Raw genomic sequence first — 14,385 nt, 5'->3', positions numbered from 1 at the left:
ACATGAGCAACGGTGGGAGACGTGCGTCCGCAGGGCGGGAAAACGCGCCATGCGCCCACCATCACGACCGTCATGCATAGATCGCGGCTATCGAGAGTGGCGCGAGACGGTGCTTCTCAACAGCCTGTTAGGGCAGCACTTGCCCGCCTGGAGCGGCAGCGTAAAGTGTGATGTTCGTCACACTTTCAGGGGAGTGCGTACGAGGTCCGTGGCAAATCCAATCGCAGGTTCCCGGAGGACTTATGAAGATGCCGATTGCGTACGTAGTTGCGACGCTCGCGCTTGCCGCTGCCACCAGCGGCCATGCGGCAAGTCCGGACAAGGCGCTCGTGTGGCGGGACTATACCGATACCGTGGCCCCCGCCGATCAGCAAGCCTACGAGGCGGGGGTCAAGGCCTTCAACCAGTGCCTGGGCGAGCACCACGTCAAGTTCAGCATGCCCACCGTGGTGCATGAAACCGGCAACGACTACCAGTATTCCTCCGTCGTGGGGCCCGTCACCTGGGCCGACATGGACACCCTCTCGGCGGAAATCAAACCGTGCGACGCGACGTGGCGCGCACAGGGCAACCCCCACCTCAAGGGCGAGACCAGCGCATTCATGGTGCTGCAACCGGAGTTGAGCCACCTGCCCGCCGACTGGCAGAGCCGGCCCAACCCGCCGATGCTGTTCATCACGTACTTCACGCTGAAACCGGGACATGAGCACAACATGGCCTTCAGCGATACCTTCAAGAAAGTGGCCGCGGCCGCCAGCAAGTCCAAGTGGCCGTATTACTGGAGCATCATGCAGATCTGGGGTGGCGGCGACGGCGCGCCCGATTACATCCTGGTGATCCAGAAGAAGAATTGGGCCGACGTCGGCACCGAACCCAACCCGGCCCCGTGGAAGATGATGGCGAACACGTACGGTCAGTCCGACGCGGACGCGATACGCAAATCCCTCGGCGACGCCATCGAGAAGTCTTCCGATCACTACGACCGCTACGATGCCAGCCTTAGCTACACCGCTGGCAAATAGGGAACATGCGGGACGGTCCGGGCGGCTCGACGCAGGCCGCCCGGATCCGCGATGCGCGCGGCACTACACCGAAAGCACGTCGTCCATCGCGTAAATGCCCGACGGCCTGCCCGTGATCCAGACCGCCGCCGCCAACGCGCCGCGCGCGAAAATCGTGCGGTCGGTGGCGCGATGACCTAGTTCCAACCGTTCGCCCGACCCGATCAAGAGCGCCTGATGCTCGCCCACGATGTCGCCGCCGCGCACCACCGCGAAGCCGATGCCGCCTGGAGCGCGCTCGCCGGTGTGCCCTTCGCGGCCGTACACCGCGGCATCGCGGAGCGTGGTGCCGCGCGCGCTGGCGGCGGCCTGCCCCAGCGCCAGTGCAGTACCCGAGGGCGCGTCCTGCTTGCGGCCGTGATGGGCCTCGACGATCTCCAGGTCCCAGTCCGGCAGCGCGGTGGCGGCCTCGCGCAGCAGCCGCGTCAGCAACGCCACGCCCAGGCTGAAGTTCGCCGCGCGCAGCAACGCGATGCGGGTGCCGGCCGCTTCCAGCCGCGCCTGCAAGGCCGCATCAAGGCCGGTGGTGCCGGTCACCAGCGGGAGACCGTGTGCGAGGCAATGGTCCAGCGCCGCCGCCAAGCCGGTCGGGCCGCTGAAGTCGATCGCCACGTCGAGCGCGGGCGCCTTGGACCAATCGTTCGCGCAGCGCAGGGCCTGCCCCGGCCAGACCGGCTCGCCGTCGTGTGCCGAACCAGGCGATACCACCGCATGCGCCAGCTCGAAACGGGCATCCGTGCGCAGCAGCGCCAGCAGGGCTTGCCCCATGCGGCCGGAGGCGCCATTGATGGCGAGGCGTAGCGGTGCGGAGGTCATGGCAGGCATCCAGGCTTCGGCGGCAAACAGACGTCCAAACTAGCAGAGGCAGGCGCGGCTTACGACGTCACTCGCGACCAGAACTGCTTCACGCCATCGACCCAGTGCTTCGCGCGCGGCGTGTGCTCGTCGCCCTTGCCATCACCGAAGCTGGCCTCGAGCTGCTCCAGCAATTCGCGCTGCTGCTTGGTGAGTCGCACCGGGGTTTCCACCACCACGTGGCAGATCAGGTCGCCGGCGCGACCGCTGCGCACCGACTTCACGCCGCGCCCGCGCAGGCGGAAGCTCTGCCCGGTCTGCGTCTCCGGCGGAATCGTGATCGGCACCTCGCCCTCCAGCGTGGGCACCGGCAGCTCGGCGCCCAGTGCCGCCTGCGAGAAACGGATCGGCACCTCGCAATGCAGGTCGTTGCCTTCGCGCTGGAAGATGCGGTGCTCGCGCACGTGCACTTCCACGTAGAGGTCGCCTGCAGGTGCGCCTGCAGGGCCGGCCTCGCCCTGACCGGTGAGGCGGATGCGGTCGCCGTTGTCCACGCCGGCGGGGATCTTCACCGACAGCATGCGGGTTTCCTCCAGCCGCCCCTCGCCGTGGCATGGCTTGCAGGGCTTCTCGATCGTCTGGCCGCTGCCGCCGCAATGCGGGCAGGCCTGCTGGATCGAGAAGATGCCGTTCTGCATGCGCACGCGACCGTGGCCGTGGCAGGTCTTGCACTGCACGGTCCTGCCGTCGGCCGAGCCGCTGCCGTTGCAGTGGTGGCAGTTGACCTGGGTGGGGATCTCGATCTTCTTCTCGATGCCGAACACGGCTTCCTCGAGGTCGAGTTCCATGAGATAGCGCAGGTCGGCGCCGCGGCGCGGCTGGCGGCCACGGCCGCCGCCGAAGATGTCGCCGAAGATGTCGCCGAAGATGTCCCCCATGTCGCCGAAGCCGCCACCACCGCGGCCACCCATGCCGCCCTCGAAGGCCGCGTGGCCGTACTGGTCGTACATGCCGCGCTTCTGCGCGTCGGCGAGCACCTCGTAGGCCTCCTTGGCCTCCTTGAACTTCTCCTGCGCGTGGGGATCGTCCGGACAACGGTCCGGGTGGTACTTCATCGCCAGGCGGCGGAAGGACTTCTTGAGTTCGACCTCGGTGACCGTGCGTTCGACACCCAGGACTTCGTAGTAATCACGCTTGCTCATTGCTTGATCCGCGATTCGATGCGCCGATCAGGAACGAACCAGATCGCTGCCACCGTGGCGTAGAAAAGACAGGACACCCACGGCGCCACGAACGCCAGCAGAATGCCACCCAGATACATGGCGACGGCCACCTTGCCTTTCCAGTCGCCGCCGACCGCCTGCGCGAGCAGCGAGGTCTTGCCGCCGTTCGCGCAGATCAGGCTGTATTGCAGCGGCAGCCAGGCGACGGCGCACATCAGCAACACGAAGCCATAGACAGCCACCGGCAAGGCGGCGAACTGGTTCTCGCCCATCCATCCCGTGGCCACCGGCATCAGCGACAACCAGAACAGCAGATGCAGGTTGGCCCACAGCACGCTGCCGTCCACTTTCTCGGCCGCATGCAGGAAGTGATGGTGGTTGTTCCAGTAGATGCCCACGTAGGCGAAGCTCAGGACATAGCTGAGGAACACCGGCCATTGCGCAGCCAGCACGTCCCAGCCTGCTCCGTGCGGCACCTTCAGCTCCAGCACCATGATGGTGATGATGATGGCCAGCACGCCATCGCTGAAGGCTTCCAACCGCCCCTTGTCCATCGCTTCCCCTAGAAAAGCTTGTGCGCTCGTCCATGAGCGCGAAAGTCAAACGGGCGGCCATCCTTGGCCGCACTTTTCAATAACGAGCGTTGCTTTCGCGGCACTCGTTTTGAGCCAGGGCGCGATTACTTCTTGTCGTCCTTGACCTCGGTGAACTCGGCATCCACCACGTCGTCCGGCTGTGCGGAGCCGTGCGGGCCGGCCTGCGCGCCGGCATCGGCCGGACCGCCCTGGCCCTGGGCCGCGGCGTACAGCGCCTGGGCCACCTGCTCGAGCTTGGTGATCTTCGCCTCGATGGCGCCCTTGTCGTCGCCGTCCTTGACCTTCTCCAGATCCGACAGCGCTTCCTCGATGCCGCCGATCTGCGCACCTACCTTGTCGCCGTGTTCCTTCAGCGCGCTACGGGTGGCGTGTACCAGTTGGTCGGCCTTGTTGCGGGTGGCGACCAGCTCGTGGAACTTCTTGTCTTCTTCCTTGTTCGCCTCGGCGTCGGCGACCATCCGGTTGATCTCTTCCTCGGACAGGCCCGAGCCGGCCTTGATCTCGATCTTCTGCTCCTTGCCGGTCTTCTTGTCCTTGGCCGACACGTGCAGGATGCCGTTCGCATCGATGTCGAAGGTGACCTCGATCTGCGGCATGCCGCGCGGCGCGGCATCGATGCCGCTGAGGTCGAACTTGCCCAGCGACTTGTTCGCGCTGGCGCGCTCGCGCTCGCCCTGCAGCACGTGCACGGTCACCGCGGTCTGGTTGTCGTCGGCGGTGGAGAAGGTCTGCGCGGCCTTGGTCGGCACCGTGGTGTTCTTCTCGATCAGCTTGGTCATCACGCCGCCCATGGTCTCGATGCCCAGCGACAGCGGGGTGACGTCGAGCAGCAGCACGTCCTTGACCGAACCGCCCAGCACGCCGCCCTGGATCGCCGCGCCCACGGCCACGGCCTCGTCCGGGTTGACGTCCTTGCGCGGCTCCTTGCCGAAGAAGTCCTTCACCGACTCCTGCACCTTGGGCATGCGGGTCTGGCCGCCCACGAGGATCACCTCGTCGATGTCGGACACGCGCAGGCCGGCGTCGTTGAGCGCGGTGCGGCAAGGCTCGATGGTGCGCTTGACCAGGTCTTCCACCAGCGCCTCAAGTTTTGCGCGGGTGAGCTTGATGTTGAGGTGCTTCGGACCGCTGGCGTCGGCCGTGACGTACGGCAGGTTCACCTCGGTCTGGTGCGCGGACGACAGCTCGATCTTGGCGCGCTCGGCGGCGTCCTTCAGGCGCTGCAGGGCGAGCGGATCCTTGCGCAGATCGATGCCCTGGTCCTTCTGGAACTCATCGACCAGGTAGTCGATGACACGCATGTCGAAGTCTTCGCCGCCGAGGAAAGTGTCGCCGTTGGTGGCCAGCACCTCGAACTGCTTCTCGCCGTCGACCTCGGCGATCTCGATGATCGACACGTCGAACGTGCCGCCGCCCAGGTCGTACACCGCGATCTTGCGGTCGCCGCCCTTCTTGTCCATGCCGTAGGCCAGCGCGGCCGCGGTCGGCTCGTTGATGATGCGCTTGACGTCGAGGCCGGCAATCTTGCCCGCGTCCTTGGTCGCCTGGCGCTGGCTGTCGTTGAAGTACGCGGGCACCGTGATCACGGCTTCGGTGACCGGCTCGCCGAGATAGTCTTCGGCGGTCTTCTTCATCTTCATCAGCACCTTCGCCGAGATCTCCGGCGGCGCCATCTTCTTGCCGTCGGCGGTCGCCACCCAGGCGTCGCCATTGTCGTTCGCGACGATGCCGTAGGGCACGATGTGGAGGTCCTTCTGCACCTCGGCATCGGTGAACTTGCGGCCGATCAGGCGCTTCACCGCATAGAAGGTGTTCTTGGGGTTGGTCACGCCCTGGCGCTTGGCGGGCGCACCGACCAGCACCTCGCCATCCTTGCTGAAGGCCACGATGGAAGGCGTGGTGCGGTCGCCTTCCGAGTTTTCGATGACCTTGGCGGTGCTGCCGTCCATCACGGACACGCAGGAGTTGGTGGTACCCAGGTCGATGCCGATGATCTTGCCCATGTCTCTAGCTCCCGAATCTTCAAGCGGCGCCACGGCCGCACAATGACTTGTCAGATGGGGCTCGCACCCGGCGTATCAATGCCGGTGGCGCGCCGAATTCCCGAACGACGCGGTTCAGTCGCGCGCCACCGCGACCAGCGCGGGGCGCAAGAGGCGGCCATTCAGCACATAGCCCTTCTGCAACACGCTGACCACCGTGCCGGCCGCCGCACCGGGCGCGTCCACCATGCTCACCGCATGATGCCGCTCCGGGTCCAGCGGCTGGCCCACCGGATCGACCTGCGCCAGGCCGTGGTTTTCGCCCACCTTGAGCAGCGACTTCAGCGTGAGGCCCAGGCCTTCGCGCATCGCCGCCACGTCGGCGGTTTCCACCGCCAGGCCGCTTTCCAGACCGTCGAACACCGGCAGCAACTCGTTCAGCAGCTTCTCGTTGGCGAAGCGGCGGGCCTGCTCCAGGTCGCGGTGCAGGCGGCGGCGCTGGTTCTCGATCTCGGCTTTCTCGCGCAGCACGGTCTCGCGCAGTTCGGTGTTGCTGGCCTCCAGCTCGACCATGCGGGCCTTGAGCGCCTCCAGATCGGCGTTGGCCGCCGCATCGGCGGCGTCGACGTCAGGTGCCTGCGGTGGCGCGTGCGGATCGTTGTTCTGCATGAATGACTCCAAGCCTCGTCCATGGCCGGCGCCATGGCCGACCGATTCAATATTGCGGGCCTCCCCGCCCCCCGCGGCGGTTATGAGGCCGTCGCGGCGCGATTCAAGGCATCACTGAGCAGACCGGCGGTGGCCTGCACCACCGGGATCACCCGTTCGTAGGCCATGCGCGTGGGACCGATCACACCCACTGCGCCCAGCACGCGCCCCTGCACGCCGTAGCTGGCAGTGACCACGCTGCAGCCGTCCAGCGCCGCGAAGCCCGATTCCTCGCCGATGAACAGCCGTACGCCGGGGGCGCGTGCGCACACTTCCATCAGCTGCAGCAGTTCGTTCTTCTGCTGGAACGCCTCGAACAGCTCGCGCAGGCGCTGCAAGTCGGCCAGCTCGGCATAACCCATCAGGTTGGTCTGGCCGCTGACCAGCACATCCTCGCCGCCGGCCTGCGGCGCGAACGAGGCGGTGGCCAGTTCGGTGGCGCTGGCCACCAGCCGGTTCAGCTCGCTGCCCGCCGCGCGCAGCTCGGCGAGCAGGTGCGCACGGATGTCGTCCACGCGCAGCCCCACGAAATGCGTGTTGATGTAATTCGCCGCCTGCTCCAGCTCGCGGCCGTCCAGCGGCTTGGCCAGCTGCACCACGCGGTTCTGCACCTGGTTGTCGGAGAACACCAGGATCACCAGCACCTGCGCATTGGGCAGCGGCACGAAGTCGATGTGGCGCAAAGGGAAGTCCGCCTGCCGCGGCACCGTCACCACGCCCGCGAAGTGCGTCATCGCCGACAGCAGGGTCGAGGCATTGCCCAAGAGATCGCGCGTGCTGGCCTGTCCCGGCGGCAGCTCGCGCTGCAGGCGAGCCAGCTCCTCGTGCGGCAGCGGCTGCAGTTCGATCAGGCTGTCCACGAACAGGCGCAGGCCGCGCGGCGTGGGGATGCGTCCCGCCGAGGTATGCGGCGAGGCGACGAGCCCGGCCTCTTCCAGGTCGGCCATGATGTTGCGGATCGTGGCCGGGCTCACGTCCAACCCCGAGGAGCGTGACAGCGTGCGCGAACCCACCGGTTCGCCATCGACCAGATACTGCGCGATCAGGCTGCGCAGCAGGCGCCGCGTGCGTGCATCGAGTTCATGGTCATGGCGAAGGGACATGGCTGTAGCAGTGGATGAGACGCTTGAGAGATAAGGTCGATCGGCCCTCGATGCAAGCCGACGCCTCATTGTAGCGGCAGGCCTGCCGCTACAATCACCCGCCTATCCACGGACTGCCGCCAGCCCGCCATGCTCACTTCGCTCCACGTCCGCCAATTCGCCGTCGTCGAACAAGCCGAAGTCGAGCTTGGCGCCGGCCTCACCGTGGTCAGCGGCGAGACCGGCGCCGGCAAGTCGCTGCTGGTGGACGCCCTGCTGCTGCTCGCCGGCGAGCGTGCCGACAGCGGCATGGTGCGCGCGGGCAGCGACCGCGCCGAGCTGTCTGCCGAGTTCGACCTCACCGCCCTGCCCGAGGCCCGCGCGTGGCTGGCGCAGGAGGAACTGGACGATGGCGAAGCCTGCCAGTTGCGCCGGGTGATCCGCGCCGAGGGCAGCTCGCGCGCCTGGATCAACGGCCGCCCTGCCAGCGCCGGCCAGCTCGCCGAACTGGCCACCCTGCTGGTGGAAATCCACGGCCAGCACGAGCACCAGGCCCTGCTCTCCCGCGCCCACCAGCTCGCCCTGCTCGACGCCTACGCCGGCCACGAGGCACTGGCGGCACAAGTCCGCGAACTGGCCGTGCAATGGCGCGAACTTGGTGCACGCATCCGTCGCCTCAGCGGCGGCGAGGATCGCGAACAGCGGCTGGAACTGTTGCGCCACGAACTGGAAGAACTCGAACAATGGGCGCTGCCGCCGGCCGAACTGGCCGAACTGGAGGCCAGCCACAAGCGACTCGCCAACGCCGGCCGGCTCGCCGAAGGCGCGGCCGGCGTGGTCGAATTGCTCGATGGCGACAGCGAATTCGCGCTGCGCCGGGCACTGGGTCGCGCCCATGCCGAACTGGGCAAGCTGGCCGCGCTGGACGACGCGCTGAATCCCGCGCTGGAACTGCTGGACAACGCCGCGATCCAGCTCGGCGAGGCGGCCGACACGCTGGGCCGCTACGCGCAGGATGTCGACCTCGACCCCGAGCGTTTCGCCGAAGTCGACACCCATCTGGCCCGCCTGCATGAACTCGGTCGCCGCCACCGCCTGCCGGTCGCCGAGCTGCACGGCAAGGCTGCCGCGCTGCGCGAGGAACTGACGGAACTGGAAGGCGCCGGTGAAGCGCTGGAGAGACTCGCCGCCCAGCGCGAGCACGCACGGGCCGATTACGACAAGGCCGCCACCACGCTGGGCAAGTCGCGCCGCAAGGCCGCGGACAAGCTGGGCAAGGAAGTCAGCGCACTGATGGCCGAGCTGGGCATGGCCGGTGGCGTGCTGCAGGTGGAACTGGAGCCGACCGGTGGTGACGAACCCGATCCGCAAGGCCGCGAACGCTGCGAACTGCTGGTCAGCGCCAACCCCGGCCAGCCGCCGCGCGCACTGCGCAAGGTGGCCTCCGGCGGCGAACTGGCGCGCATCAGCCTCGCCATCGAGGTCGCCACCCTGGGCAAGGACAGCGTGGGCACCATGGTGTTCGACGAAGTGGACAGCGGCATCGGCGGCGCGGTGGCCGAGGTGGTGGGCCAGAAGCTGCGCGCGCTGGGCGGCCTGCGCCAGGTGCTGTGCGTCACCCACCTGCCCCAGGTGGCGGCGCAGGGTCACGCGCATCTTCATGTGAGCAAGCACAGCGACGACGGCCATACCCGCACGCAGATCCAGGCATTGAATGCCGAGGGCCGCCGCGACGAGTTGGCGCGCATGCTGGGCGGCGTGGAGATCACCCGCGAGACCCGCGCCCACGCGAAACAGATGCTGGAACGGGCGCAGGCCTAGCTGCTGGCGGGCAACAATCCCCGCTCGCTGGCCATGCGGTACAGCTCCAGTTCCGAGCCGGCGTTGAGCTTGCCCATCACGCTGGCACGGTGGATGTAGACGGTCTTCTGGCCGATGCCGAGTTCGGCCGCCACCTGCTTCGGCGTGCGGCCGCAGGCCAGCAGCAGGAACACCTCGTGCTCGCGCGCGGTCAGCCGGTGCAGCGGATCGAGCGCGGACTCCGGCTGCTCGGCGCGGCGCTGGCGCAGGTCGGAACTCAGGAACTGCTCGCCCTGCATCACCGCGCGCAGGCCTGCCACCAGTTCCTCCGGCGCCACGCCCTTGGTTACGTAGCCGCTGGCGCCGCGGCGCAGCGCCTCGGACACGTACGGTTCGCCGTCGTGCATGCTCAGCACCACGATGTGCGTGTCCGGCGCCACGCTGCGCAGGTGCTCGATCAGCGGCAGGCCGCTGCCGTCGGGCAGGGACAGGTCCAGCGCCACCAGGTCGGGCCGCTGCTGGGCCACCGCCTCCACCGCATCGTCGGCGCTGCGGCACTCGGCCACCACCCTGAAATCGGGTTCCAGCCCGATCAGCCGCTTGAAGCCTTCGCGCACGATGGCGTGGTCGTCGACCAGGACAATGCTGTACATGGGTCTACTTATACGGACCGGAAGCCGTCTGCGCCAGCGCTGCCGGATGCCCATGTACCATCCGCGGATGCGCCCGAAACCGTTCCGTCCGCTGCACTCCGGCCCGTTGCTGGGCGTGCTCTACCTGTTGCTGTGGCTGCTGCTGTGGCCCACCGCGCAGCCGTACTGGATGTTGCCCTACGGCTTGCGTTTCGGCGCGCTGCTGCTGCTTCCCATGCGCAGTTGGGGCTGGCTGATCGGAGCGGAATTGGTCGCCTCCGCCGGCATGAGCTTCCATGAAGGCCTGCCGATGGGCTGGGGCGGCTACTTTCTCGGCGAACTGCCCGAGCCGCTGGTGACCGCCGCAGGCCTGTGGCTGCTGCGCCGGCTCAACCCCCATGCGGGCGCGAACCTGCACAACCCCCAGGAGACGGCCCGCCTTCTGCTGGCCGCGATCCTGGTGGTGCTCTCCACCACCGCCGTGGACGTGGGTCTGCTCACCGTGATCCACACCGCCGCGGCCGAGGATGCATTGATCCACATGCTCGGCAACGAGCTGCTGGGCGGCTACCTGGGCGTGCTGCTGGTGGTGCCGGTGATGGTCCTGCTGCTGCGCACCCCGCCCGACCGCCGCGCAACGGCCGGCCTGTTGCTGGATGGCCTGCAGGTGATGCTGCCGGCGATGGCCATCTTGCTGCTGCTGTCCGAGCAGGCCACCTCCGAACCGCAATTCGCCCGCGCACTGTCGCTGGCACCGGTGCTGTTCTTCGCCTTCCGCCACGGCTGGCGCGGTGCGAGCCTGGCGATGATCGTCTCCAGTCTCGGCATGACGGTGCTGGACCATCGGCTCGGCCACGTGCCTTCGGCGGCCGGCTACCTGTTCCTGGCCGTGGCCGGCACCGGCACGCTCATGCTGGGCTCGGCCACCGACGCCCTGCGCCGCAGCAAGCTGCGGGTGGCCGAGCAGAACACCCACCTGGCCGCGGTCAACCGCCGGCTGGACCAGTTGGCGCGGCAGTTGCGCGCCGCCGCCCGCGGCAACCTGCAGGCCGACGAGAACCAGCGCCGGCATCTCGCCGCCGAGCTGCACGACGAGCTGGGCCAGAACATCACCGCGATCCAGACCCATGTGAAGCTGGCGCAGGCGCGCCTGCAGCAGGCCGGGCTGGAGGACATCGGCACTTCGATCAACGGCATCCTCGCCCACATGCGCCGTGCCCTGCATCGCCTGCTGGACGACCTGCGCCCCGCCGTGCTGGACGAGTTCGGCCTGCTGCGCGCACTGGACGAGGGCCCGATCCGCGACCTGCTGAACGCCGCAGGCATCAGCTACCACACCGAACTGCGCGGCGACCCGCGCCTGCTCGACGACGACACCCGTACCACGATCTACCGGCTGGCGCAGGAAAGCGCCACCAATGCCGTCAAGCATGCCCGGGCCAGCGAATTCCGCGTGCGCCTGCGCATCGGCGAGCGCCACGGCACGGCACTGGCCCTGCTCGACCTGCGCGACAACGGCATCGGCCTGCCCGAGCGCCTGCCCCGCGGCGGGCGCGGCCTGCAAGGCATGCGCGACCGGGTCACCTCGCTGGGTGGGCTGTTCCGGCTGCGCCCGGTGCTGCGCGGCGTGCACCTGCGCGTATTGCTGCGCAGCAACATCGAATCACCGGTCACAAATCGGGGCATCTAGGAAATTTTCCGATACACAGACCGTAAAGGCTTCGTTACGATCAGTTCATCGATGTGGGGGAGCCGCCATCGTGAGATGGCGTACCGGAGTCCTCGTGGGGACGGTGGCTCCGGAGAGATGGCAGGACGCCATCTGGTCGTTACCTTGGACACGCACGGCCCGAGCGAGCAACTCGCCCCCGCCGGATGTCCAGTCAGGTACCGAGGCAATCGCGAGGTGGACAGGAGTCCTTCCTCGCGATTTTTTTGTGCCCGGCATTCCCGATGCCGCCCTTCCAGCCAGCGCTGACGCGATGTCAAAATCGCTCCAGGCGATTTTTTGTGCCCGCAACCCGGCCTATGAGAGCCGGCCTCCGGATTCAGCTCTTGCGTGAGCGATGCTTGGGACGCACGTACAGCACCAGGCTGTGGTCCTCGATCACGTAGCCGTGGCGCGCCGCGATCTCGTGCTGCAGGCGCTCGATTTCCTCGCTGACGAACTCGATCACCTTTCCGCTGTCCACATCGATCATGTGGTCGTGGTGGCGGCCACGGTCGAGTTCGTAGACGGCCTGACCACCCTCGAAGTTGTGCTTGATGATGATGCCTGCGGCTTCGAACTGGGTCAGCACGCGGTACACCGTCGCCAAGCCGATGTCTTCCTGGTGGGCGAGCAGCTTCTTGTAGACGTCCTCGGCGGTGAGGTGGTTGCCCTCCTCCTCGTCGAAGATCTGCAGGATGCGCATGCGCGGATGGGTCACCTTGAGGCCGACCCGGCGCAGTTCCTGGGTTTCCTGTTCCATCGCAGCTACCTCACACCGGCGCGGTGATGCCGAACCGGTAGTGTATCATCCGACACCTTCACGATCTGGACGCAACACGCATGCAAAAGCTGATCACCCTGCCGGTTGTCGCCCTGCTGGCGCTTGCCGTTTCCGGCTGCCATCTGGTCTACACGCCGGACGTGCGCCAAGGCAACCTGCTCGACAAGACCATCGACCAGAAAGCGGTGGATCAGCTCAAGCCCGGCTTGACCAAGCGCCAGGTACTGCTGCTGGTGGGCACGCCGTCGGTGGCCACGCCGTTCGACCAGAGCCGCTGGGACTACGTCTCCACTTATTCGCACCGTGGCGGCCCGATGCAGGTCGGCACGATGAGCCTGTATTTCGACAACGATACACTGGCGCGCGTCGACGGCAGCCCGTTCCTCGAGAACAACAAGAACCTGCTCAAGGAGAGCAAGAAGTACCACGTCGACTATCCGGTCAATGAATCCGGAGGCGACAAGGACATCAAGGGCAAGGACGACAAGGATTCAGGCGGCGATTCCGGCAGCAGCGACAGCCACTGATCTCCTGTCGCCACGTGACTCAGCCCCGGCCGGCCCGGCGCCGGCGCGCGGCCATCGGGTCCAGCGTGAGCGGCCGGTAGATTTCCACCCGGTCGCCCTCACGGAGCACGTGGTCCGCCTCGACCCGGCGCGAATGGATGCCCAGCCGTAGCGGTTCCGACACCTCCTCCGGCAGTCCCGCCAGCCACCCGGTGGCTTCGACCGCCTGCATCGCCGTACTGCCTGCCGGCAGCGAGACGCGACGGCGCCACAGGCGATGCGTGCCGGCATGCACCACATCCACCGCGATCGCCGGTTCAGCCATACACTTGGTCCGCGGCGCGGCAGAAATCGTCCACCATGCGGTTGGCCAAGCTCTGGAAGCCCAGCTTGAGCACGCTGCCGCCGATGCCGGCGTAATCGAAATCCAGCGCCAGCGCCACCTTGCAGCCGTCCTCACCCAGCGCGGTGAAGCTCCACAGGCCGTCCAGCGAACGGAACGGGCCATCGACCAGGCGGATGTCGATGCGTTGCGGCCGCTCGGCGGTGTTGCGCGTGGTGAAGCTGTGCCGCAACCCGGCGAAATGCAGATCGAGCCGTGCCACCAGCACGTTGTCCGCGCGCTCGATCACGGTGGCCGACGAGCACCAGGGAAAGCGCTTTGGGTATGCTTCCACTCCGTCGACCAGATCGAACATCTGCTCCGGCGAATGGCGCACCAGCGCGCTGCGGCGTATTTCGATCACGGCAGTCCCTTTACTAGTGCATTCGTCCATGAATGCGAAGATCAAACGGGCATCCATCCGTGGGCGCACAAAGTAATTTTTGCATTCGTCCTTGAATGCGAAGGTCAAACGGGCATCCATCCGTGGATGCACTCATTGGTTACTGCATTCCTCCCTGAATGCGAAGATCAAACGGGCATCCATCCATGGATGCACTCTAAAATGAAGCGCGTCGCTCCGATGGAGCGATGGGCAACGCGGCCGCCCAGTGCCGAAGTTTAGCGGACATGGCCAAGAGCAAGGACAAGGACACCACCAAGGGCACCGGCACGATCGCGCTGAACAAGCGCGCGCGCTTCGAGTACCACATCGACCAGCGCTACGAGGCCGGCGTGGCGCTGCAGGGCTGGGAGCTGAAGGCGCTGCGCGCGGGGCGGATCAACTTCGGCGACGGCTACGCGATCGTGATCAAGGGCGAGATCTTCCTGGTCGGTGCCTCGATCCCGCCGCTGATCAGCGCCTCCACCCACGTGATCGCCGAGGATCGACGCACGCGCAAGCTGCTGCTGCACCGCAAGGAGATCGACACGCTGATCGGCGCGGTGGAGCGCAAGGGCTACACCCTGGTGCCCACCGCGATGTACTGGAAGAACGGCAAGGTCAAGGTGGAAATCGGCCTGGCGCGCGGCAAGCAGGAGCACGACAAGCGCGATACCGAAAAGCAGCGCGACTGGCAGATCGAGAAGCAGCGCACCATGCGTTCACACAACCGCCAGGCTTGAG

The 14,385-nt window shown here is 67.0% G+C and carries 15 protein-coding genes; 5 read left to right on the top strand and 10 right to left on the bottom strand.

What is annotated here, in order from left to right; translation table 11 throughout:
• Positions 1-242 precede the first annotated feature (242 nt).
• Positions 243-1,022 carry a hypothetical protein gene (locus tag B0E52_RS15925; RefSeq protein WP_077485423.1) on the top strand — a complete coding sequence of 260 codons (780 nt, stop codon included), beginning with the start codon at positions 243-245 and terminating at the stop codon, positions 1,020-1,022.
• A gap of 63 nt (positions 1,023-1,085) precedes the next feature.
• On the opposite strand, the gene dapB is transcribed toward B0E52_RS15925, so the two are convergent.
• From dapB to hrcA, 6 genes are all read right to left on the bottom strand, one after another.
• The gene (dapB, locus tag B0E52_RS15920) at positions 1,086-1,877 is read right to left on the bottom strand and encodes a 4-hydroxy-tetrahydrodipicolinate reductase (RefSeq protein ID WP_077485421.1); all 792 of its coding nucleotides are present in this window, start codon (positions 1,875-1,877) and stop codon (positions 1,086-1,088) included.
• 59 nt (positions 1,878-1,936) lie between these two features.
• The gene (gene dnaJ / locus B0E52_RS15915) at positions 1,937-3,058 is read right to left on the bottom strand and encodes a molecular chaperone DnaJ (RefSeq protein WP_077485420.1); all 1,122 of its coding nucleotides are present in this window, start codon (positions 3,056-3,058) and stop codon (positions 1,937-1,939) included.
• On the bottom strand, positions 3,055-3,633 hold the full coding sequence (locus tag B0E52_RS15910) for a TMEM175 family protein (RefSeq protein WP_077485418.1): 579 nt from the start codon (positions 3,631-3,633) through the stop codon (positions 3,055-3,057). Before B0E52_RS15910 ends, dnaJ begins: the two co-directional genes overlap by 4 nt.
• A 125-nt stretch (positions 3,634-3,758) precedes the next feature.
• Positions 3,759-5,678 carry a molecular chaperone DnaK gene (dnaK, locus tag B0E52_RS15905; RefSeq protein WP_077485417.1) on the bottom strand — a complete coding sequence of 640 codons (1,920 nt, stop codon included), beginning with the start codon at positions 5,676-5,678 and terminating at the stop codon, positions 3,759-3,761.
• Between the two features lie 114 nt (positions 5,679-5,792).
• Positions 5,793-6,326, bottom strand: coding sequence for a nucleotide exchange factor GrpE (grpE, locus tag B0E52_RS15900; protein WP_077485415.1), 534 nt, complete (start codon positions 6,324-6,326; stop codon positions 5,793-5,795).
• 80 nt (positions 6,327-6,406) lie between these two features.
• Positions 6,407-7,468: a heat-inducible transcriptional repressor HrcA gene (hrcA, locus tag B0E52_RS15895; protein ID WP_077485414.1), complete on the bottom strand. Its 1,062-nt coding sequence runs from the start codon at positions 7,466-7,468 to the stop codon at positions 6,407-6,409.
• Between the two features lie 129 nt (positions 7,469-7,597).
• Here hrcA and recN point away from each other — a divergent pair, with 129 nt between their 5' ends.
• Entirely contained in the window at positions 7,598-9,268 is a 1,671-nt protein-coding gene (recN, locus tag B0E52_RS15890) for a DNA repair protein RecN (protein ID WP_077485412.1), read from the top strand.
• Here recN and B0E52_RS15885 read toward each other — a convergent pair.
• Positions 9,265-9,900 carry a response regulator transcription factor gene (locus B0E52_RS15885; protein ID WP_077485410.1) on the bottom strand — a complete coding sequence of 212 codons (636 nt, stop codon included), beginning with the start codon at positions 9,898-9,900 and terminating at the stop codon, positions 9,265-9,267. The two genes, recN and B0E52_RS15885, sit on opposite strands and share 4 nt — an antisense overlap.
• Positions 9,901-9,967: 67 nt before the next feature.
• Between B0E52_RS15885 and B0E52_RS15880 the strand changes: the two genes are divergently transcribed.
• A complete protein-coding gene (locus B0E52_RS15880; protein ID WP_077485431.1) occupies positions 9,968-11,569 on the top strand; it encodes an MASE1 domain-containing protein in 1,602 nt (533 codons plus the stop codon).
• A 358-nt stretch (positions 11,570-11,927) separates the two neighbouring features.
• Here the strand turns inward: B0E52_RS15880 and fur are convergent, their stop codons facing one another.
• Positions 11,928-12,350: a ferric iron uptake transcriptional regulator gene (gene fur / locus B0E52_RS15875; protein ID WP_077485409.1), complete on the bottom strand. Its 423-nt coding sequence runs from the start codon at positions 12,348-12,350 to the stop codon at positions 11,928-11,930.
• An 80-nt stretch (positions 12,351-12,430) separates the two neighbouring features.
• Here fur and bamE point away from each other — a divergent pair, with 80 nt between their 5' ends.
• Positions 12,431-12,898 carry an outer membrane protein assembly factor BamE gene (gene bamE / locus B0E52_RS15870; RefSeq protein ID WP_077485407.1) on the top strand — a complete coding sequence of 156 codons (468 nt, stop codon included), beginning with the start codon at positions 12,431-12,433 and terminating at the stop codon, positions 12,896-12,898.
• Between the two features lie 19 nt (positions 12,899-12,917).
• Here the strand turns inward: bamE and B0E52_RS15865 are convergent, their stop codons facing one another.
• Together B0E52_RS15865 and B0E52_RS15860 are read right to left on the bottom strand one after the other, a co-directional pair.
• Complete coding sequence (locus B0E52_RS15865) at positions 12,918-13,202, bottom strand: RnfH family protein (RefSeq protein ID WP_077485405.1); 285 nt, start codon at positions 13,200-13,202, stop codon at positions 12,918-12,920.
• Entirely contained in the window at positions 13,195-13,623 is a 429-nt protein-coding gene (locus B0E52_RS15860; RefSeq protein WP_077485429.1) for a type II toxin-antitoxin system RatA family toxin, read from the bottom strand. The genes B0E52_RS15865 and B0E52_RS15860 overlap by 8 nt, the downstream gene beginning before the upstream one ends.
• 266 nt (positions 13,624-13,889) lie before the next feature.
• On the opposite strand from B0E52_RS15860, the gene smpB reads away from it, so the two are divergent.
• Positions 13,890-14,384 carry an SsrA-binding protein SmpB gene (gene smpB / locus B0E52_RS15855; RefSeq protein WP_077485404.1) on the top strand — a complete coding sequence of 165 codons (495 nt, stop codon included), beginning with the start codon at positions 13,890-13,892 and terminating at the stop codon, positions 14,382-14,384.
• Position 14,385: the final 1 nt, after the last annotated feature.

Origin of the sequence: Rhodanobacter sp. C06, assembly GCF_002001105.1 — a bacterium.
In the GTDB taxonomy this organism is placed as follows: domain Bacteria; phylum Pseudomonadota; class Gammaproteobacteria; order Xanthomonadales; family Rhodanobacteraceae; genus Rhodanobacter_A.
This window is presented reverse-complemented; position numbering and strand designations above follow the sequence as displayed.

Bases quoted from the DNA above. Each gene is read 5' to 3' on its own strand.
- hrcA (WP_077485414.1), bottom strand. From the start codon at position 7,468: ATGTCCCTTCGCCATGACCATGAACTCGATGCACGCACGCGGCGCCTG.
- B0E52_RS15880 (WP_077485431.1), top strand. From the start codon at position 9,968: ATGCGCCCGAAACCGTTCCGTCCGCTGCACTCCGGCCCGTTGCTGGGC.
- fur (WP_077485409.1), bottom strand. From the start codon at position 12,350: ATGGAACAGGAAACCCAGGAACTGCGCCGGGTCGGCCTCAAGGTGACC.
- B0E52_RS15910 (WP_077485418.1), bottom strand. From the start codon at position 3,633: ATGGACAAGGGGCGGTTGGAAGCCTTCAGCGATGGCGTGCTGGCCATC.
- B0E52_RS15925 (WP_077485423.1), top strand. From the start codon at position 243: ATGAAGATGCCGATTGCGTACGTAGTTGCGACGCTCGCGCTTGCCGCT.
- recN (WP_077485412.1), top strand. From the start codon at position 7,598: ATGCTCACTTCGCTCCACGTCCGCCAATTCGCCGTCGTCGAACAAGCC.
- B0E52_RS15865 (WP_077485405.1), bottom strand. From the start codon at position 13,202: ATGGCTGAACCGGCGATCGCGGTGGATGTGGTGCATGCCGGCACGCAT.
- smpB (WP_077485404.1), top strand. From the start codon at position 13,890: ATGGCCAAGAGCAAGGACAAGGACACCACCAAGGGCACCGGCACGATC.
- dnaJ (WP_077485420.1), bottom strand. From the start codon at position 3,058: ATGAGCAAGCGTGATTACTACGAAGTCCTGGGTGTCGAACGCACGGTC.
- dnaK (WP_077485417.1), bottom strand. From the start codon at position 5,678: ATGGGCAAGATCATCGGCATCGACCTGGGTACCACCAACTCCTGCGTG.
- dapB (WP_077485421.1), bottom strand. From the start codon at position 1,877: ATGACCTCCGCACCGCTACGCCTCGCCATCAATGGCGCCTCCGGCCGC.
- grpE (WP_077485415.1), bottom strand. From the start codon at position 6,326: ATGCAGAACAACGATCCGCACGCGCCACCGCAGGCACCTGACGTCGAC.
- bamE (WP_077485407.1), top strand. From the start codon at position 12,431: ATGCAAAAGCTGATCACCCTGCCGGTTGTCGCCCTGCTGGCGCTTGCC.
- B0E52_RS15885 (WP_077485410.1), bottom strand. From the start codon at position 9,900: ATGTACAGCATTGTCCTGGTCGACGACCACGCCATCGTGCGCGAAGGC.